This window comes from Novosphingobium sp. (assembly GCF_025351285.1).
In the GTDB taxonomy this organism is placed as follows: Bacteria; Pseudomonadota; Alphaproteobacteria; order Sphingomonadales; family Sphingomonadaceae; genus Novosphingobium.
The window spans coordinates 1-18,740 of the sequence record NZ_JANXWG010000030.1 but is presented as its reverse complement, the minus strand read 5'-3'; the positions used below and the strand labels follow the sequence as shown (position 1 = coordinate 18,740).

20 protein-coding genes are annotated in these 18,740 nt (G+C 64.5%); 11 read left to right on the top strand and 9 right to left on the bottom strand.

Annotated features, from left to right (window positions below; all coding sequences use genetic code 11):
* Positions 1 to 37: 37 nt before the first annotated feature.
* On the bottom strand, positions 38 to 700 hold the full coding sequence (gene ccmB / locus Q0R16_RS03670; RefSeq protein WP_295632068.1) for a heme exporter protein CcmB: 663 nt from the start codon (positions 698 to 700) through the stop codon (positions 38 to 40).
* Entirely contained in the window at positions 697 to 1,275 is a 579-nt protein-coding gene (gene ccmA / locus Q0R16_RS03665) for a heme ABC exporter ATP-binding protein CcmA (RefSeq protein ID WP_295632064.1), read from the bottom strand. Before ccmA ends, ccmB begins: the two co-directional genes overlap by 4 nt.
* A 49-nt stretch (positions 1,276 to 1,324) precedes the next feature.
* On the opposite strand from ccmA, the gene Q0R16_RS03660 reads away from it, so the two are divergent.
* Entirely contained in the window at positions 1,325 to 1,636 is a 312-nt protein-coding gene (locus Q0R16_RS03660) for a 4a-hydroxytetrahydrobiopterin dehydratase (protein ID WP_295632061.1), read from the top strand.
* 23 nt (positions 1,637 to 1,659) lie between these two features.
* On the opposite strand, the gene Q0R16_RS03655 is transcribed toward Q0R16_RS03660, so the two are convergent.
* The 3 genes from Q0R16_RS03655 to Q0R16_RS03645 form a co-directional block, all read right to left on the bottom strand.
* Entirely contained in the window at positions 1,660 to 3,321 is a 1,662-nt protein-coding gene (locus Q0R16_RS03655) for a hypothetical protein (protein ID WP_295632058.1), read from the bottom strand.
* A gap of 383 nt (positions 3,322 to 3,704) precedes the next feature.
* Positions 3,705 to 4,520 (bottom strand): SDR family oxidoreductase, encoded by an 816-nt coding sequence (locus tag Q0R16_RS03650; protein ID WP_295632055.1) that lies wholly within the window; start codon positions 4,518 to 4,520, stop codon positions 3,705 to 3,707.
* 22 nt (positions 4,521 to 4,542) lie between these two features.
* The gene (locus tag Q0R16_RS03645; RefSeq protein ID WP_295632052.1) at positions 4,543 to 5,160 is read right to left on the bottom strand and encodes a DNA-3-methyladenine glycosylase 2 family protein; all 618 of its coding nucleotides are present in this window, start codon (positions 5,158 to 5,160) and stop codon (positions 4,543 to 4,545) included.
* Between the two features lie 145 nt (positions 5,161 to 5,305).
* On the opposite strand from Q0R16_RS03645, the gene Q0R16_RS03640 reads away from it, so the two are divergent.
* Positions 5,306 to 5,623 carry a 2Fe-2S iron-sulfur cluster-binding protein gene (locus Q0R16_RS03640; protein WP_295632049.1) on the top strand — a complete coding sequence of 106 codons (318 nt, stop codon included), beginning with the start codon at positions 5,306 to 5,308 and terminating at the stop codon, positions 5,621 to 5,623.
* Between the two features lie 200 nt (positions 5,624 to 5,823).
* On the top strand, positions 5,824 to 6,927 hold the full coding sequence (locus Q0R16_RS03635) for a glycosyltransferase family 61 protein (protein ID WP_295632046.1): 1,104 nt from the start codon (positions 5,824 to 5,826) through the stop codon (positions 6,925 to 6,927).
* Between the two features lie 403 nt (positions 6,928 to 7,330).
* Here Q0R16_RS03635 and argC read toward each other — a convergent pair whose 3' ends face one another.
* From argC to Q0R16_RS03620, 3 genes are all read right to left on the bottom strand, one after another.
* Complete coding sequence (gene argC / locus Q0R16_RS03630; RefSeq protein WP_295632043.1) at positions 7,331 to 8,257, bottom strand: N-acetyl-gamma-glutamyl-phosphate reductase; 927 nt, start codon at positions 8,255 to 8,257, stop codon at positions 7,331 to 7,333.
* On the bottom strand, positions 8,254 to 8,616 hold the full coding sequence (locus Q0R16_RS03625; RefSeq protein ID WP_295632040.1) for an SH3 domain-containing protein: 363 nt from the start codon (positions 8,614 to 8,616) through the stop codon (positions 8,254 to 8,256). Before Q0R16_RS03625 ends, argC begins: the two co-directional genes overlap by 4 nt.
* Before the next feature lie 100 nt (positions 8,617 to 8,716).
* Positions 8,717 to 10,129, bottom strand: a complete 1,413-nt coding sequence (locus Q0R16_RS03620) for a M17 family metallopeptidase (protein ID WP_295632037.1) — start codon at positions 10,127 to 10,129, stop codon at positions 8,717 to 8,719.
* A 97-nt stretch (positions 10,130 to 10,226) separates the two neighbouring features.
* On the opposite strand from Q0R16_RS03620, the gene Q0R16_RS03615 reads away from it, so the two are divergent.
* The 5 genes from Q0R16_RS03615 (at position 10,227) to Q0R16_RS03595 (ending at position 14,524) form a co-directional block, all read left to right on the top strand.
* Positions 10,227 to 11,081, top strand: coding sequence for a DUF4163 domain-containing protein (locus Q0R16_RS03615; RefSeq protein WP_295632035.1), 855 nt, complete (start codon positions 10,227 to 10,229; stop codon positions 11,079 to 11,081).
* Between the two features lie 71 nt (positions 11,082 to 11,152).
* Positions 11,153 to 11,977, top strand: a complete 825-nt coding sequence (map, locus tag Q0R16_RS03610) for a type I methionyl aminopeptidase (RefSeq protein ID WP_295632033.1) — start codon at positions 11,153 to 11,155, stop codon at positions 11,975 to 11,977.
* Between the two features lie 265 nt (positions 11,978 to 12,242).
* Positions 12,243 to 12,581, top strand: a complete 339-nt coding sequence (locus tag Q0R16_RS03605; RefSeq protein WP_295632092.1) for a P-II family nitrogen regulator — start codon at positions 12,243 to 12,245, stop codon at positions 12,579 to 12,581.
* 58 nt (positions 12,582 to 12,639) lie between these two features.
* Positions 12,640 to 14,052, top strand: coding sequence for a type I glutamate--ammonia ligase (glnA, locus tag Q0R16_RS03600; RefSeq protein ID WP_295632032.1), 1,413 nt, complete (start codon positions 12,640 to 12,642; stop codon positions 14,050 to 14,052).
* A 220-nt stretch (positions 14,053 to 14,272) separates the two neighbouring features.
* The gene (locus Q0R16_RS03595) at positions 14,273 to 14,524 is read left to right on the top strand and encodes a GlsB/YeaQ/YmgE family stress response membrane protein (RefSeq protein WP_295632090.1); all 252 of its coding nucleotides are present in this window, start codon (positions 14,273 to 14,275) and stop codon (positions 14,522 to 14,524) included.
* 88 nt (positions 14,525 to 14,612) lie between these two features.
* Here Q0R16_RS03595 and Q0R16_RS03590 read toward each other — a convergent pair whose 3' ends face one another.
* Positions 14,613 to 16,055, bottom strand: coding sequence for a carotenoid oxygenase family protein (locus Q0R16_RS03590; protein WP_295632031.1), 1,443 nt, complete (start codon positions 16,053 to 16,055; stop codon positions 14,613 to 14,615).
* 62 nt (positions 16,056 to 16,117) lie between these two features.
* Here Q0R16_RS03590 and Q0R16_RS03585 point away from each other — a divergent pair, with 62 nt between their 5' ends.
* The 3 genes from Q0R16_RS03585 to Q0R16_RS03575 all read left to right on the top strand — a co-directional run bounded on the left by Q0R16_RS03585 (position 16,118) and on the right by Q0R16_RS03575 (position 18,609).
* Positions 16,118 to 16,744 carry a TetR/AcrR family transcriptional regulator gene (locus Q0R16_RS03585; RefSeq protein ID WP_295632029.1) on the top strand — a complete coding sequence of 209 codons (627 nt, stop codon included), beginning with the start codon at positions 16,118 to 16,120 and terminating at the stop codon, positions 16,742 to 16,744.
* Positions 16,745 to 16,842: 98 nt separating this feature from the next.
* Positions 16,843 to 16,992: a lmo0937 family membrane protein gene (locus Q0R16_RS03580; protein ID WP_295632027.1), complete on the top strand. Its 150-nt coding sequence runs from the start codon at positions 16,843 to 16,845 to the stop codon at positions 16,990 to 16,992.
* A gap of 189 nt (positions 16,993 to 17,181) precedes the next feature.
* Positions 17,182 to 18,609 carry an aldehyde dehydrogenase family protein gene (locus tag Q0R16_RS03575; protein ID WP_295632026.1) on the top strand — a complete coding sequence of 476 codons (1,428 nt, stop codon included), beginning with the start codon at positions 17,182 to 17,184 and terminating at the stop codon, positions 18,607 to 18,609.
* The last annotated feature ends 131 nt before the right edge of the window (positions 18,610 to 18,740 follow it).

The following is an 18,740-nucleotide window of genomic DNA, read 5'->3' as shown; positions in this document are numbered from 1 at the left end:
ACAGAGCCGCGCTACTCCCGGCGCCTATTCGCGGCGCCTATTCGCGGCCGGCCCGGATCGCTGCGCCGGCCGCGAACGGCGCGATCGCCAGCGCCATCAGGCTCGCCGCGCCGAGCAGAAGCAGCCCGCCCTCGCCCCCCGGCTGGAGCGAACCCGCGCCGAAGATCAGCAGCGGCACCGTCAGCGGAATCGCCAGCAGCCCGCCCAGCGCCGCGCCCGCGCGCAAGCCGGCGGTGAGTGCGGCGATGGTCACGCCGATTGCCGCCAACCCCGGCGTGCCCGCCAGCAGCCCGATCTCGACCGTGCGCAATTGCTCGCCCGACAGCCCGAGCAGCCCGGCGGCCAGCGGCGCGGCGAGCATCAGCGGCACCCCGAAGCTCAGCCAGTGCGCGGCGATACGCAGCACCATCAGCAGTTCCTCGGACAATCCGCGCAGCGCCCATTGGTCGAAGAACCCGGCCTCCATGTCGGGCTCGATCAGCCGGTCGAGCGGCAGGATCGCCGCAAGCAAGGCCGCCACCCAGATCACCCCCGCCCCGGTCCGCGCCAGCAGCCGCGCATCGGGGCCCACCGCGAACGGATACAGCATCGCCACCGCCAGGAAGAACAGCAACGGCAGCACCGCCCCGCCACGCCCTTGCGCGCCGAACAGCAACAGCGCCACGTCGCGCCGGAACACCGCCCACAGCGCGCGGATCATGGCGCAAAGTCCGCGAGCGAAATCACCGCACATTGCGCCAGCGCCAGCGCCTGATGGCTGGCGATCACCGCGATCCCGCCCGCTTGCAAATGCGCCTCGATCAACCCGTGCGCTGCCGCGGTCCAGCGCGCATCGAGCCCGTTGAGCGGCTCATCCAACAGCCAGATCGGCGCGCCGCTCTGCGCCACCCGCGCCAGCCCCGCGCGCTTGCGTTGCCCGGTGGACAGATAACGCACCGGCACATCGGCCAGATCCTCCAGCCCCATATCCACCGCCAGCGCCGGCGCATCGCCATCGATCCGGCGCCAGAAATCGAGCGCCTGGCCCAGCGGCTGGTGCAGATCGAGCGCTGGCCGTTCATCGATCAGCGCCACACCACCTTCGCGCTCGACCGTCCCGGCAAAGGGCCGCAGCAGCCCTGCCAGCACACGCATCAGGCTGGATTTGCCCACGCCGTTGGGCCCGGCCAGATGCAGCGCCTCGCCGGGCGCCAGCGCAAAGCCCAGCTGCGCCAGCAGCACACGATCGCCACGCCGGCAAGCGAGATCGTCAACGGCGAGGCGGCACGCTTGCATGATCGAGGGCGTTAGGCGAAACCGCCCCAACTGCCAAGAAGGACCCCCGATGCCGATCGCCGCTCTCACAACTTCCGAACGCGAAGCCGCCCTCGCCCGCCTGCCCGGCTGGACCTTGCGCGAAGATTGCCTGGCCTTGACCCGCACCTTCAAGTTCGCCGATTTCGCCGAAGCCTTCGGCTTCATGGCCCGCGTCGCGATCATGGCCGAAAAGGCCGATCACCACCCCGAATGGTTCAACGTCTACAACCGCGTCGAAATCACGCTGACCACACACGACGCCGGCGGCCTGAGCACGCGTGACGTGGCGCTGGCGGAAGCGATCTCACGGTTCCAGAACATGTACGCCAAGCCTGCCTGACAGGCTACGGCGGCAGTTTCCGGCTACTGTTCGAAAATGACAGTCTCGCCGATTGTCACTGTACGCCAGCCATTCCGGTCGTAGTCGACAAACTCGGCTTTCATCGCATCCGCTCTACCGGTCGCCACCAATCGGCGCGGAACCATGATGATAATGCGCCCCGTACGGCCGCGGTAGACGAACCTCCTGCCATAGTCGGCGGGGTCCAAATCGCCGTGGTTCGCAAGCAGCCGCGCTTCCCCGAAGTACTCGAGATAGACTTCGGGCTCGGTCGAGTACATCAGCGGCTCAAGCCCGCGGCGGCGCGCATCGGCAAGCCTGGCGTGCACGAACGTGGCGGCGCCTCCCGCGGTGCCGGTCAGCCGGAATCCGCGGGCGCCGACCGGCCGATGCAGATTCTGCAGCAGCCTCGCGGCAAAGCTGCCAGTGCCATATAGGCAGAACGACAGCGCCACGAGCGACAAGCCGCAGCGTGCAACCGAAGGTCGCACGCGCGCCGCCGTGAGAACGAAGGCGGGCAGGAGGAGGATCGAGGCCGTGAGGCAATGCCGTTCCTCGATGCTGACGGCCCCGCCAAGGCCGAAGGTCGAGGCCAGCATGGCTCCGTAGGCCAGGACCAGAACCCCGGTAAATACCGCGAACTGGCGGTTTGTCCGCGCGGTTTGCAGAAGTGCCAGGCAACTCAGCAGGGTGAGCGGGATCGCCAGCAACGAAGCAATGAGGAAATCGACAGTGCCACTGTTCGCCAGTGCGTGCCCGGGAAACAGCAACAGCCGGTCGAGCAGGGCCGTCAGCGAAACCGACGAGGTGACCAGGTGCATGACAACGTGAGGCAGGTTCTCCACAACCTCGGAAACCGAGAGCATCTGTGACGGCGTGACGGCGGTCGCCCCGCGATGGGTCCACAGCATCCGGAAAAGCAGGAGGAACACGGTGGCGCCGCCCGCCGGAAGGATAAAGGCTCGGACCGGGCGGGCCGTACCCGCGTCAAGCCGCCGGGCGAGGTCCGCGGCAAGCGCAGCGACCATGAAGACGATGCCCGTCAGCTTGACCATCGCCGCGATCGCAAGGAGACCGGCCACGATCGGGACTGCGCGGGCTCGAGAAGTGTCGATGCCGATCAGCGCGATTACGAGCCATGGAGCACAAGCCACGAGGAGCAAGTCGCCTGTGCCGAACAGCCCGTACGGCAGGGCGAACCACTGCGAGCACGCCACGATCAACGTCGTCAGCCCCGACAATTCACGCGAGAAGCCGAAAGCTCGGTAAAGCCGGTGCCAGCCCGACAGCGCCAGAAACCCTGCGATGCTGACAACAACGGAAATCGACAGGCCCAACGACAAACCGACTTGTTCCAGCAGGTACACGAATACGTACTGACCAGGAGACCAGACCGTCAGGAAGCCGCTGGTGTTGCGAGCGATATCGGCGGGATCGGGGTAGACCAGGACGTTGAAGGGGGCGCCGGCGCGCATCGAATCCGCAACGCGCAGGCCGACCTGGGTGTCGTACCCGACCCCGGTCCGGACAAGGCAAGCGACGATTCCATAAATCGCGCAGATGCCAAGGGCGAAGATGAACGCGCGCCTGCCCGGCGAGAGCGTCGCGAACTGCCGGATAACAGGCAAGCCGAACCGTGTCGTTCGCCGGGCTGCGTCGCGGGTGGCAGGCTGGGACGGGTTCAAGATCGAAGACCCGATGCGGCAGGAATGGGCACCCGCAACGTGGCGTTCGTCCGGCTCATTTCCGCGATGACGCGAAAGAAACCCGACCAGACGACCAGGTCATCGCACAGCATGATACAATCCATTTCGTACAAGTGCGCGAAGTGCCCGGCGTTGGTTGGCACGAACGTGCAGGATTTGAAGCCAAGCTGCCGGCAGGCCTGTTCCGCATCGAAATATGTTCCGGAATCTCTGCAGAGTTGAACGATCGACCGCACTGTCCGGATGCCGACAACTGCGAAAGGATCGACTTGCGATCCATCGGGCCATTTTCCCCAAGGCCTTCGGCTGCATGGCCCGCGTCGCGATCCACGCCTGAGGTGATCTCGGCATTGGTCTGACGCCTACCCCCCCAGCGCACGCCCCCCGGTGCGGGTCTGCTTGCGCAACCGGCCCGGCATCCAGCGCGAGGCGAAGGCAAGCCGGTCGGCGGTCTTGCCCACGGTGGTGTGGAGCTTTTCGCCATGCACCGCCGCCCAGGCCGCTTCGGCCACCGCGATCACCGGCGTGATTTCCAGCCCGGCCTCGATCACGCGCCCGCGGATATCCTCGTTGCTCGCACGGTTAGGGGCTTGTTCCAGCAGCGGCGTGTCGATGAATCCGGGCATCAGGTCGCGCACGCAGATGCCGTCTTCGTCCCACTCGCCATCGAGCGATTCGGTGATCGCGCGCACCCCGAACTTGGTGGCGGAATAGATCGAAGCGCCCGGCGTGCCATAGATCCCCGCCGCGCTGGCGGTGTTGAGCAGGCACGATCCCGGCGTGGCCTTGAGATACTTGTGCGCCGCCTGCGCGCCGAAGATCACCCCCTTGAGGTTGATATCGAGCACCTTTTCGATCTCCTCGGTGCCAAGGTCGATGATCTTGCCGCCGATGGGAATGCCCGCATTGTTGAACAGCACATCCAGCCGACCGCCGCTGGCCTCGGTGAAATCGGCCAGCGCCACGTCCCACGCCGCCCGGTCGCGCACATCCAGCTTGTGGATCGTGCCCGAATTCACGCCGGCATGGCGCGCCAGCAGGCCGGCGGTTTCGGCTAACCCGGCCTCGTTGACATCGGCCAGACCGACGAACCAGCCGCGCGCGGAAAACAGCCGCGCCACCGCGCGCCCGATGCCCGATGCCGCGCCGGTGATGAAAATGGCTTTCCTGTCGGTCATACTCTGCCCCTTTAACGGCACTCTACAGCGCTGGATTGTCGTAGCAATGCCAGGTGAAGATCGCCGCCGCGCCGCGGTGCGGGCGCCACGCTTCGGCGAGCGCGCGCGTGGCTTTCTCATCCGGCCGCGCCTCCAGCCCGAGCAACTTGCCCAGCCCCACTTGCACCGCCAGATCGCCCGCCGGCCAGATATCGGGCCGCCCCTCGGCAAACAGCAAATAGATTTCCGCCGACCAGCGCCCGATGCCCTTGATCTTGATAAGCTCGGCAATCGCCGCCTCGTCGTCCTCGGGCAACGTGTGCAGATCCAGCTCGCCGCTCATCACCAGCTCGCACAACGACCGCGCATAGCCCTGCTTCTGCCGCGACAGCCCGCACCCGCGCAAAGCGTCGAAATCAGCCGCGAGCAAGTCCTCGGGCGGCATCGCCTCGCCCAGCAAGGCCTCCAGCTTGTTCCACACCGATGCGGCGGCGGCCACGCTCACCTGCTGGCCCACGATGGTGCGCAACAGCGTGCGATAGCCGCGCAGCCGGATGCGCGGCTCGGGATAGCCGACGCGTTCGATCGCGCCGGCAATCGCCGGATTGATGACGCCGATCGCATCGAGCCCCTCGCGGATCGCCTCTGCCGAAATGCCCATGCGCGCTCGAATCCCTTCCCTGATGCCCCTGACGGGAACACCCGCTTGCCAAAGCGCGCATCCGCCATTAGCAGCCGCGCGGAACGGCCGATAGGGGCGACCACGGGGGTTCGCGTCCAATGGCCAGACCACATGAGGACATCCGATGCCCAAGCTGATCGTTGTCGACCGTGCCGGTGTTGAAAAGACCATGGAGGCGCAGACCGGCCTCACGCTGATGGAAGCGATCCGCGACAACGGCTTCGATGAACTGCTGGCCCTGTGCGGCGGCTGCTGCAGTTGCGCCACCTGCCACGTCTATGTCGACCCCGCCTTCGCCGACAAGCTCCCGCCGATGAGCGAGGACGAGAATGACCTGCTCGAAAGCAGCGACCACCGCAACGAAACCTCGCGCCTGTCGTGCCAGGTGCCGCTAACCGCCGACATGGACGGCCTGAAGGTGAGCATCGCGGCCGAGGATTGAGGCCGGAAATCCTCGCCTTTCTGCTTTGGTTCAAGCAGCACGGTGACATTGCAGACGCGCTTTGCCTGGTCCGATCGGGCTGCATGGAACCTTGATGGTACCAACCTGCCACGCCAAATTGACACCTCTGTGAAGAACACCCGGTCGATCCAACCCTATTGGCTTGCGGGCAAGTCTCAAGCGGGCTAACCAACTGCTTGATGAAGTACTTGAGCAAAGCCAGATCGGCCAGTTGGTGGCTGTTTCACCACGCAATACCCGTTGTGTTGGCGCGCTGCTATCTTGTTTTGGCAGTAATTTGCAAAGTAAAGGACCGGCCACTCAGGGGTTGGCGAAATTCCCGCCCCGACGAAAGAGTTTGGGAAGGGCCGATCGAAGCGGACGGACGCGGTCGAGCAATTCTGCTCCGCTTGAAAAATGCCATGATTTATCGCGACTATGGCGGAATAATCACCCAAGACCATCGCCTCCTAACCGATGCCTCACCTTGGTTTGCCGGCGTAGGCTGGGCCGGGCAGACTGCGTTGACTGACTGGCGCATTCCTGTTGAACGATTTGACAGACGTACCATCGGAGTTCTCTGCGGCCGGTCAGCATACAATTATTATCACTGGCTGGTGGAAATACTTCCGAAGATTGAAGTTATATCCAAGAATGTGTCGGACCAAAACGGTCTTGCGCCCGACGCTTACCTGATTCCCAAGGGCACCAGCTTCGAACAGGAGACCCTGCGGTTCCTTGGGATACCGGATGAACGCCTGATCGGAATCTCCGGTTCTGAAACGGTTCAAGTCGGAATCGCGCTCGTTGCCACGTTGCCGGGAGGTCTCACGACACCGAGTCATCTCGCCGTGAATTTCCTGCGTTCGGCATTCCGTCCCGCAATGTCGACCGTGAAGCCTTGGCGCAGGCTCTACGTCACCCGGTCCGACGCGGGAGGCCGCCGTGTCATTAATGAAGACCGGGTTCTGGCTGAACTGAAGGATCTTGGATTTGAGCTGGTCAGTTTAACCGGTTGGACCGTCGAGCAGCAAATCCGCCATTTTTCGGAAGCCGAAATCGTCGTTGGGCCCCACGGCGCCGGTATGACCAACACCGCGTTCATGCAGAATGGCTCTAAGGGACTGCTGGAATTCATGCCGATTACTTACAATGTTCCGTGCTTTGAGACAATATGTGCGCTAGCGGACTTACCATATAATTGCATTATGTCCTCAAGTTTGGGCGGACCCAATCACGACATGGATGTCGATGCTAGCGAAGTGCGCGCTGCCGTCCTGTCGGCCATAAACAAAGGCGGATAAGCTCAAACGGGATCCGCCGGTCTTGTGTCGCAAAGGTACCCAGGCGCGTGCCTGTAGGGAAATTGCTTCAAGGCCGGAGCTTTCCTACCTGACCAAAATATGGCTTATCCTTGCCGATGACGCCACGCTCGCACTTCCGCATTCTTCAAAGCCACGGCGTGCCGCCAACAGCGGCGGCGGCAGCAATTGCTCCGAAGTGGATGGTCACACTCGGACGGCAGCTACTGGGTGACTTGAAGCAAACGCAAGGCACCCAAACAAGTGGGTTGAACTGGCCGTATTTTCTGAAAAATCAGATACTAGCGCACTCGCCTTCGCCGGCAGGAACACGAGCCCGACCCTGCACCACCCAGCCAAAAGTCACAGAGTTTCACACCCGGTCTCGCGTCAACATGCAAAGCCCTCAGAGCCGCAACCCCGCCGTGTCAGGCAGGCCGGCCATCAGGTTGAGGCTCTGTACCGCCGCGCCGCTGGCGCCCTTGCCGAGGTTGTCGAGCCGCGCGACCAGCCGGGCTTGGGTGCCATCGGCGCTGGCAAGGACCATCAGGTCGAGGCCGTCCCACGGCGCCATCGATCCGCGCAGCAGCAGTTCGCCGTCCGCCGGGGCATCGACCACGCGCACCACGGGCGAGCCGGCGAAGAACCGCTCGAGTTCGGCGCGCAGCGCGGCGGGGGCCGCGGCGCCCGGCATCGCGGCCAGCGGCAGTGGTACTTCCACCACCATGCCGCGATGCGCCGCAATCACCGCCGGGGCGAACAGCGGTGCGTGAGCGAGGCCAGCATAGCCTTGCATTTCAGGCACATGCTTGTGCCCGAAGCCCAGCCCATAGCCGCGCCAGGCGATATCCGTGTCGGCCTCGACCCGCTCGATCAGCGCCTTGCCGCCACCCGAATAGCCCGACACCGCGTTGCAGCTATAGGCCCAGTCGGCGGGCAGCAGCCCCGCCCGCACCAGCGGCGCGACCAGCGCCAGGAACCCGGTGGGATAGCAGCCCGGATTGCTCACCCGCGCGGCATTTGCCACTGCATCGCGCCCGACCAGTTCGGGAAAACCGTAAGTCCAGCCCGGCGCCACGCGGTGCGCGGTCGAGGCATCGATGATGCGTACCCGCGCGCCTTCGGCCATCGTCACGGCTTCGCGCGCGGCATCGTCGTGGAGGCACAGCACTGCGAAATCGGCGGCGTGCAGCGCATCGCGGCGAGCGGCCGGGTTCTTGCGCTGCGCATCATCGAGCACGATCAGCGAAAATTCGGAGCGCCCCGCCAACCGGTCGGCGATCTCCAGCCCGGTCGTCCCCGCCGCGCCGTCGATGAACACCGAGTGCGTCACGACGCCAGGACTTCGAGCTTGTCCGCCGCGACATACCCGACGAAGCCGCCCTCGCCGGCTTGGCCCCAGCACCAGCCGCCCGACACTTCGAGCACATCGAACTGCGCGCCGGCCGCCAGGTTTTCAAGCACTTCGGCGCCACTGGCGGCCATCAGCAGCGACGCTCCACCAGCGCGGACCACGTGCGGCATCGGCACCGCGTAATGCGGCACGAACCACTTACCCGCCATCGCGATATGCGCCAGATCGCCGCGCACTGCCACGTGTCCCGCGGCCAGCACGGGCGACGGGCCGGTCAGCGAAAAGCTCGCGCCGACGACGGAAGGGTCGGCGAATTGGATAGGATCGGCGGCGGACACGTTTGCTCCAGCCCCAAAGAACAGGGGCCCAAAAAACTGAGGATTGGCGCGCTTAACCGCGCTCGACCCGCCATGCAAGGCGTCCCAGCCTTGGGCCCGATCAGCCATAGCGCGCTTGCAGCATCCCCCAAGCCGCGCGCAGCCCCAGCGCCTCGCCGCCCCTGGGCCGGCCGGGCTTGCCCACCGGGCGCCAGGCGAACGTGTCGAAATGCGCCCAATCGACGCCCTCCGCCACGAAGCGATCAAGGAACAGCGCAGCCACACTCGCCCCGGCAAACCCGTTGGGGGGCGAGTTCTGCATGTCGGCCACATCGGATTTCAGCCATTCGCGATAGGCATCGGGCAGCGGCAGCCGCCACACCGCATCGTCGCGCGCCAGCCCCGCATCGATCAGGGCCTGCGCGGTCTCGTCACGCCGGGCGAACATCGCCGGCAGATCGGGTCCAAGCGCAACCCGCGCGGCGCCGGTCAGCGTGGCGAAATCGAGCACGAATTCGGGCTTCTCCTCGCAGGCCCGCACCAGAGCATCGGCCAGCACCAGCCGCCCCTCCGCATCGGTGTTGGTGATCTCGACCGAAAGGCCGCTGGCACTTTCCGAGCTGCGCGCCCGGAACACATCGCCCGGCCGCATCGCGTTGCCGGCAATCGCGTTCTCGACCGCCGGAACGAGGAGATGCAGCCGCACTTTCAGGCCCCCCCCTGATTTATGGCCACCCATCACCAGTCCGGCCAGCGCCAGCGCGTGCGCGGCGCCTCCCATATCCTTCTTCATCAGCAACATGCCCGAACTGGGCTTGATATCGAGCCCGCCAGAATCGAAGCACACGCCCTTGCCGACGATCGCGATCCGGGGGTCCGCCGGATCGCCCCATTCGAGCTCGATCATCCGCGGCGCATGGCTGCGCGCCGCCGCCCGGCCGACCGCGTGGACCAGCGGAAATCCTCGCTCGAGCGCATCGCCGTGCGTCACCTTGAGGTGTGCGCCATGAACCTTGGCCAGCCGCGTCGCCTCGGCTTCGAGCGCGGCGGGCCCCATGTCCTCGGCGGGGGTGTTGACCAGATCGCGCACCAGCATCACCGCCTCGGCCTCGGCGCGCGCCGGTTCGATCGCGGCGACGTCCTTGGTCAGCAGCACGCGGTTGGCATCAGCAGGCGCATCGGACAGATAGCGCGAAAACTTGTACTGCGCGGTCTGCCAGCCGTGGATGGCCTTCCCTGGTTGTTCTTCGGCCAGCCGGTAGCGGCCTTCGGGCAGCACTTCGGCGAGCTTCGCCAGGCACCAGCTCGACAATTGCGCCGGATCGGCCACCCCGCCCACCGCGAACCAGCCGTCTCCATCGGGCACGATCGCGGTTTCGTAACTGCCGCCTTCGAACTTCTGCGCAGCAAGCGCCGCCCGCTGGCCCGCGCTCAGTGCCCGCAGCCAGTCGGCGAAGCCCGCCTTGTTGACCAGATGGACCGCGATGGCAGCCTGGCCACGATCGGGCTGGATCAACGCGGATTTGTCGGTCATGGTCTGGCCTCATCATTTCCGGCTGCGTTGCCGGCCGATCTCCGGCCTGTAACCCCAGCCCCGCAATAGTTGCGAGAGGTTTCTTGTGATCGCTGGTGTGCCGCTTCCCCTGATTGTCCCCACGCTGCTGGCATGTGCGCTGTTGGCCGGGTGTTCGGCGGGCAAGAACCAGGAAGAACCCGCATCGCGCGCACAGGCCGCGGGCGATGCGATTGCCGACTCGATCAACGATGCGCCCGCCACGCCGACCCCTCCGGGCACGGCACCGGCGCGCGCCGGCGGATCGCGCAAGGTCAAGGAAACCGGCCCGCTTTACGATTTCGAATATGCCTATCCGGCCGAAGCGGGAGCGATCCCTGCGCTCAAGGCATGGCTCGATGCCGATCTCAAGAAGCAGCGCGAGGATCTGATCGCCGAGGCGAAAGACGGCAAGGCCGACGCGAAAACCAATGACTACCCCTTCAACGGCTATTCGAGCGGGCTGACCTGGAGCCGCGTGGCCGACTTGCCCGGCTGGCTGAGCCTGTCGGGGCTGACGTACGAATTCACCGGCGGCGCGCATCCCAACCATGGCTATGCCGCACTGCTGTGGGACAAGACCGCCAACCGCCAGCGCACGGCGACCGATCTGTTCCTGTCGAAGGCGGCATTTTCGGCCGCGATCCGCGACGTGTTCTGCGATGCTTTGGACCGCCAGCGCGAAACCAAGCGCGGAGAGAAAGTCAACCGCGCCAGCGGCGACGAATTCGACGCCTGCCTCGATCCGGCCGATTCGACGGTGATCCTGGGATCGTCGAACCACCAGACTTTCGATCGACTGGGCGTGCTGATCGGGCCCTATGAAGCCGGGCCATATGCAGAAGGCGATTACGAGGTGAGCCTGCCCGTGACGCAGGCCGTGCTCGATGCGGTAAAGCCCGAATACAAGGCCGCATTTTCGCTGAAAAAGTGAGTTCGGCTCGCTAAGGAAGTAAGTGATGCGCGGGGGTCGCAATTTCCGGCAACCCTCGCTATTTCGGCAGGATGACCGAATATATGATCGTGGACGATAGCGACGTCCTTCTGCGCGATGGCACCATCAAGCTGCACGGCCCCGGCGGGTTCGAGGGCATGCGCAAGGCCGGGCGCCTTGCCGCCGAAATCCTCGACGAGGTTGCCGCGCACGTCCGCCCCGGCGTTACCACAGCCGCGATCGACGATCTGGTGCGGCAGATGACGCTCGACGGTGGTGCGGTGCCGGCAACGCTCGGCTATCGCGGCTATGCGCATTCGTGCTGCATTTCGATCAACCATGTTGTTTGTCACGGCATCCCTTCGGATCGCACGCTGCGCGATGGTGATATCGTCAACATCGACGTGACCCCGCTGCTCGATGGCTGGCATGGCGATTCGAGCCGGATGTACCTGGTCGGCGATGTGCCGCTGAAGGCCAAGCGGCTGGTCGATATAACATACGAATGTCTGATGCTCGGCATCGAACAGGCCCGCCCCGGTGCGCGGCTGGGCGACATCGGCGCCGCGATCCAGCGCCATGCCGAAGCGCAACGTTATGGCGTGGTTCGCGAATTCTGCGGGCACGGCGTGGGGCGGCTGTTCCACGATGCCCCCGAAGTGGTCCACGCGGGTCGCGCGGGAACCGGTCCAGAGCTCAAGCCGGGCATGTTCTTCACGATCGAACCGATGATCAACGCGGGCAAGTCGCCGGTCAAGCTGCTCGATGATGGCTGGACGGCCGTGACGCGCGATCGATCGCTTTCGGCGCAGTTCGAACATTCGATCGGCATCACTGAAACCGGGTGCGAGATCTTCACCGCCAGTCCCAAAGGTCTGCATCAGCCGCCTTACTGAACCAACCTGCCCATTTCTTGGGCAGAGGCTTGCGCAAACAATGTGCACTTGCGGCGCAATCGCGCGCAATTTGCGGTTATGGGTGCGGCATCGCGCAATGCGAACCTTGCTGCACTGCATGAAATTGGCGCTTTTCGCGCAAGCCGCGATGGCCTAGACCTCTCGCCTACCGGGTGGCACGATTCTTGTTACTCTGGTTTCGGACAGCACAGCGTGCGCGCGGCCACAGGGCATGCGCCGCCGCCATGACAGGGGTTTGCGGGTCGTGAAAAAGATCGAGGCGATCATCAAGCCGTTCAAGCTCGATGAAGTGAAGGAAGCGCTTCACGAAGTGGGCGTTTCGGGCATCACCGTCACCGAGGCGAAGGGCTTTGGCCGGCAGAAGGGCCACACCGAATTGTATCGCGGCGCCGAATACGTGGTCGATTTTCTGCCCAAGGTGAAGCTCGAGGTCGTCGTGCCCGACGCGCTGGCAGATCGCGTGGTCGAAGCGATTGCGGGCGCTGCACAGACCGGCCGCATCGGCGATGGCAAGATCTTCGTGATGGCGGTGGAAAGCGCACTGCGCATCCGCACCGGCGAGCGTGACGACGACGCGCTCTAAGCTGCGCCCATCCATTTCAGTTCATCAATACCTGGTTCGGAACAAAGGGTAACGACACATGGCGAATACTCCGGCTGATATTCTCAAGCGCATCAAGGACGAAGAAATCGAGTGGGTGGATGTCCGCTTCACCGATACCAAGGGCGCCTGGCACCACCTGACCATGTGCTCGAGCGCGATCGGCGAAAACGAACTGACCGACGGCCTGATGTTCGACGGATCGTCGATCGAAGGCTGGAAGGAAATCAACGAATCCGACATGATCCTCCAGCCCGATCTGGACGCGGTCTATGTCGATCCGTTCTCGGCCACGCCGATGCTGATCCTGATCTGCGACATCGTCGAACCCGCCGACGGTTCTCTCTATGCCCGCGATCCGCGCTCGACCGCCAAGCGCGCTGAGACCTATCTCAAGTCGACCGGCCTGGGCGACACCGTCTACATCGGACCCGAACCTGAATTCTTCATGTTCGACGATGTGCGGTTCGATAACACTTACGCGTCCAGCTACTACCACCTCGACGATACCGAACTGCCGACGAACACCGGCACCAAGCTTGAAGGCGGCAACCTGGGCCATCGCCCACGCGCCAAGGGCGGGTACTTCCCGGTCGGTCCGGTCGACGTGACCACCGACATCCGCGCCGAAATGGTCTCGACGATGATCGAAATGGGCTTGCCCATGGACAAGCATCACCACGAAGTTGCCGGCGGCCAGCACGAACTGGGGCTGACTTTCGGCAAGCTGGTCGAAACCTGCGATCGCATCCAGATCTACAAATATGTCGTGAAGATGGTGGCGCAAGCCTATGGCAAGACCGCCACGTTCATGCCCAAGCCGATCAAGGCCGACAATGGATCGGGCATGCACACGCACATCTCGATCTGGAACAAGGGCCAGAACACCTTCGCGGGTGAAGGTTATGCCGGATTGTCGGAAACCTGCCTGTACTTCATCGGCGGCGTGATCAAGCATGCCAAGGCGATCAACGCCTTCACCAACCCCACCACCAACAGCTACAAGCGGCTGGTGCCGGGTTACGAAGCGCCGGTGCTGCTGGCCTATTCAGCGCGCAACCGCTCTGCGTCGTGCCGCATTCCTTACGGTGCCGGCACCAAGGCCAAGCGCGTCGAATTCCGCTTCCCCGATCCGCTGGCCAACTCGTATCTTGCCACCGCGGCCTTGCTGATGGCGGGGATCGACGGGATCAAGAACAAGATCCACCCGGGTGAACCGATGGACAAGAACCTCTACGATCTGCCGCCCGCCGAACTGGCGCAGGTGCCCACGGTGTGCGGTTCGCTGCGCGAAGCGCTCGACGCGCTGGCCGCCGATCACGACTTCCTCACCGAAGGCGGCGTGTTCACGCAGGACCAGATCGATGCCTACATGGAATTGAAGTGGCCCGAAGTGGCGCGCTGGGAAATGTCGCCTTCGCCGGTCGAATTCGACATGTACTATAGCGCTTGATCTCACCAGATCACAACCTGAACGCAAAGGGGCGTCCGGAGCAATCCGGGCGCCCTTTTTGTTTGGCCGGCAATGAAAATGACACATCCGGAAACCTTACGCGGGTTCGCGGATTATCCCCCTGTAACGTCGCTTAAGCGAGAGACGTGACACACGATCCGGTCGGTGGGGCAAAGCCATGGTCCGGTTCGTCTGGTCGAACTATTCGAAGGGACACAACATGGGTATCATCATCTGGCTCGTCATCGGGGGCGTCGTGGGTTGGCTTGCGGGCATGATCATGCGCGACAACAACGGGATCCTGATGAACATCGTCGTCGGCATCGTCGGCGCATTTATTGGCGGCGCGCTGTTCGCGCGCGGCAACATCAACGACGCGCCGCTGAACATCGAAGCATTCATCGTCTCGCTGGTCGGCGCGGTGATCCTGCTGGCGATCGTCAACCTGGTCCGCCGCGGCCGGGTTCGGTAAGCGCGTGCGCTAAACCTCCTGCGATCTTCGCAAGATAACAAAACGCCAGCCGAGGCCCTGCCCCGGCTGGCGTTTCTGTATGCGGAGTTCAGACTTGCGGGAGCCAGTTCCCGTGGAATCCTGGCGGGATGCGGTGTGGCAGGTGGACCACGGCTTGCGGCTCACCTTCGAAATTCATCGCATCGAGGATCAGGAAGCGGGTGGTGTCGGCCGCGCGGTCGATCACATAGCCCATCAGCCAGCCATCGCCCTCGGCAGCATCGGCCGCGCGCGGCACGAACACGAACTCGCCCGGCACCTGGCCCTCGCCGAAATCGTGGACCTGGCGCGTGCCCTCGACCAGATCGTGCCGAAGCAGACGCGAATCGTCGAGGAAAGCGGGGTCACCGCCCTCGGGCAGCGCCAGCGTGAACGCATAGCGATAGGGCTTGCCGATGAAGCGCTCGTCAGGCCGCGGAAATTCCTGATTCTGGCCATCGATCACGCGGCGCGCGACCGTGCGGGCGGCCGGATCGATCGTCCAGCGCTCGAATGGCACATGCGTCGAATCCGGGCCTTGCGTGCTGCTGGCGAACATCGAATCGTGGACGCAGGCGTCGAAGGTCACGGTGCCGTCAGCGTTCTCGAAGGCGTTGGCCGGGTGGAACACATAGCACGGCTCGACATCGCACCAGATCACCTCGTCCCCCCTGCCCTCACGCGGCAACAGCCCTACGCGAGCCTGGTGATCGGGGTTCCACGCATAAGGAAACGCGAAACCCGCCAGCATCTGCTTCATCGAAAAGGTCACCGGCAAGTCGAGCACGATCACGTAATTCTCGGTGATCATGCAATCGTGGATCGAAGGACCGTGCCTCACCGCGATGGCTTCGTCGCGCCGCACTTTGCCCGTGGCATCGACCACCACGTGCCGCACCGCGTCGGTCACCCCGGCGTCATAGCAGATAGCGTGCCACTCGCCCGTCGCCGGATCGAGATGCGGGTGCGCGGTAAAGCTGCCCTTGAGCGTCCCGCCGAACGGATCGTGCGCTATCGTGTTCAACTCGGCATCGATCCGCACCGGATAGCCGCCCGCTTCGACCAGCGCCCAGGCTTGCCCGGCGTGGCTCATGACGTTGGTGTTGACGGTGTCGAACGCCGGGTTGCGCGGTCCGGGTGCTGGCGCTTCGCCCAGCGCTGCGCTGACCGCGTTCGAGCGAATCCAGCGGTTGCGATACCACAGCGCCTTGCCGGCGGAGAGGCGAAGCCCATGCACCATCCCGTCGCCGGCGAACCAGTGGTAGCTGCCGGGATTAGGCGCAGTGGCGGGGTTGGGCCCGATGCGAATATAGCGCCCGTCGAGTTCGGCGGGGATTGTGCCCTCGACGACCAGTTCGTCCAGGGTCAGTTCGCCGGCCATCGGAGTGTGGATGCCCGCCAGATACGGGTGCGCCTGTTCGGGCGCCTTCATCCGGTCACGGTTGAACTCGGCGACTTTGGTCGCGCCTTTGGCGACGACCGAGCGGATCAGGGTTTCGACGGAACTGGCCATGGTGGTTCTCCCGAATTTGCTGCGGACTTGCAGGGCGACTCGACAATGTTTACGTTGATAACATGACTAGCGATGATAACACTGTCAACATCGAAATTGCGAAGCCGCGCTACCACCACGGCGATTTGCGTGCGGCCTTGATCGAGGCGGGACTGCGCGAACTGGCCAATGGCGATGCCGGCGATCTGAGCTTGCGCGCGATCGCCCGCGCAGTCGGCGTCAGCGCGACGGCGGTCTATCGCCACTTTGCCGACAAGGAGGCGCTGCTCAATGCGCTGTGCCGCGAGGGCGATGCGCGATTGGCCGAAGCGTCGCGCGTTGCGCAGGCCCGGGCCGGCGGAGGGCGCGCCGGGTTCGAGGCGACCGGGCACGCCTATGTCCGTTTTGCGCTCGACAATCCCGCGCTGTTTCGGCTGACGATGACGCGGATGGCGGCGGTCTCGGGCTCCGGCAACCTCGACCGCCCCGGACACCTTGGTCGCCCCAGCGAGGGCATGGCGCTGCTGCTCGCAAACGTTGCCGCTCAAGCCTCGCCCGATGCCTCGGCCGCAGAGCAACGGACGATGGCGCTGTATTCCTGGGCGCTGGTTCACGGGCTGGCGGTGTTGATGCTCGATGGGCTTGTGCCGGCCGACGACGCGCTGATCGACGCCGTGATCGCCTCGCCCGGGCCGGGCCTCACCACCTGACGGGATTGAACGCGCGCGGAACCCCCATGCCCATTCGCGCGTTATGTTTGCCAAGGAGCCCATGCCGAACCCGGCCGCTCTATCTGAGGAGTAAAGCCATGCTGTTGACCATCGCCCTCGTGCTGCTCGTGCTGTGGGCCCTTGGCGTATTCGCCTTCCACGTGACTGCCGGTCTGATTCATATCGTGCTCGTTGTCGCGATCATCGTCGGTCTCATCCACTTGTTCACGGGTCGCCGGGCGCTTTAACCGCTCCACACCCGATCACTGCCATCGGCCGTCGGTTGCCCGGTTCCACACCGCGCAATCGGCGGCCGTTTCGCGTTTTGAGGCGAACCGTCCGGCGCGCGACGCTTGCATTCGCGCTTGCGGAGCGCGAAAGGGTTCGTGTTTGAAACTGCATCGACTGAACCAACAGCGACTCTCGGGAGATCCTAAATGCGCGAACGTTTGCAAAATTACATCGATGGCAAGTGGGTCGACAGCATCGGCGGCACCCGCCACGAAGTGATCAACCCCGCCACCGAAGAAGCCTGCACAGTCATCACGCTTGGCACCAAGGCCGATGTCGATGCCGCCGTTGTGGCCGCGCGCCGCGCGTTCGAGACTTTCTCGCAGACCACGCGTGAAGAACGCATCGAACTGCTCCAGCGGATCGTCGCCGAAATGAAGAAGCGCGGGCCCGACCTGGCCGTCGCGATGGCCGAGGAAATGGGCGCTCCCGTCAGCTTCGGCGGCACCGCCCAAGTTGGCGCCGGCATCGGCGCGTTCCTCGGCACGATTGCCGCGCTCAAGGACTTCACGTTTACCGAACGCATGGGCAATGGCGTGCAGATCGCTTATGAACCGATCGGCGTGGTCGGCATGATCACCCCGTGGAACTGGCCGCTCAACCAGATCGCGCTCAAGGTCGCGCCCGCGCTCGCTGGCGGAAACACCATGATCCTAAAGCCGTCGGAAGAATGCCCGACCAACGCGGCGATCTTTGCCGAGATCCTCGATGCTGCGGGCGTACCGCCTGGCGTGTTCAACCTTGTTCAGGGCAACGGCCCGGACGTCGGCCAAGCAATCTCGACGCACCCCGACATCGAAATGGTCAGCTTCACCGGATCGACCCGCGCCGGGATCATGGTCGCCAAGGCGGCGGCCGACACGGTCAAGCGCGTCCACCAGGAACTGGGCGGCAAGGCGCCGAACCTGGTCCTGCCCGACGCCGATTTCGCCGCGCACCTGCCCGCCACCGCCAGCGGCCCACTGGTCAATTCAGGCCAGAGCTGCATTTCACCCACGCGCATCCTGGTGCCGCGCGAGCGTGAGGCCGAAGCCGCCGCGTTCGTCACCGCCATGTATTCCGCCACCAAGTGCGGTGATCCGATGCAGGAAGGCGCGCATATCGGCCCGGTGGTCAACAAGACGCAGTACGACAAGATCCGCGGGCTGATCCAGTCGGCGATCGATGAAGGCGCCAAGCTCGAAACCGGCGGCACCGATCTGCCCGCAGACGTCAACCGCGGCTACTATGTCCAGCCGACGGTGTTCTCGGGCGTGACCCCGCAAATGCGGATCGCGCAGGAAGAAATCTTCGGACCCGTTGCCACGATCATGGCTTACGACGATCTGGAGCAGGGCATCAGGATCGCCAACGACACCGTCTACGGCTTGTCCGCCTGCATCTCGGGCGACCCGGCCAAGGCCGCTGCGGTGGCACCGCGGTTGCGCGCGGGCATGGTTGCGGTCAACAACTGGGGCCCCAGCCCCGGCGCGCCGTTCGGCGGATACAAGCAATCGGGCAATGGCCGCGAGGCCGGGCTGTTCGGGCTGAAGGACTTCATGGAAGTCAAATCGATCAGCGGCATTCCCGCCTGATCGAACGCACGATCGGAGCCGGTCCTGGTGGGGCGGCTCCGATTTTCTTCACGCCCGGACAAATCGAAAAAAAAGGCCTCCGCCGGGGTCCGGCGGAGGCCTTGGGATCGTGCCACCACCGCTTGGACGGG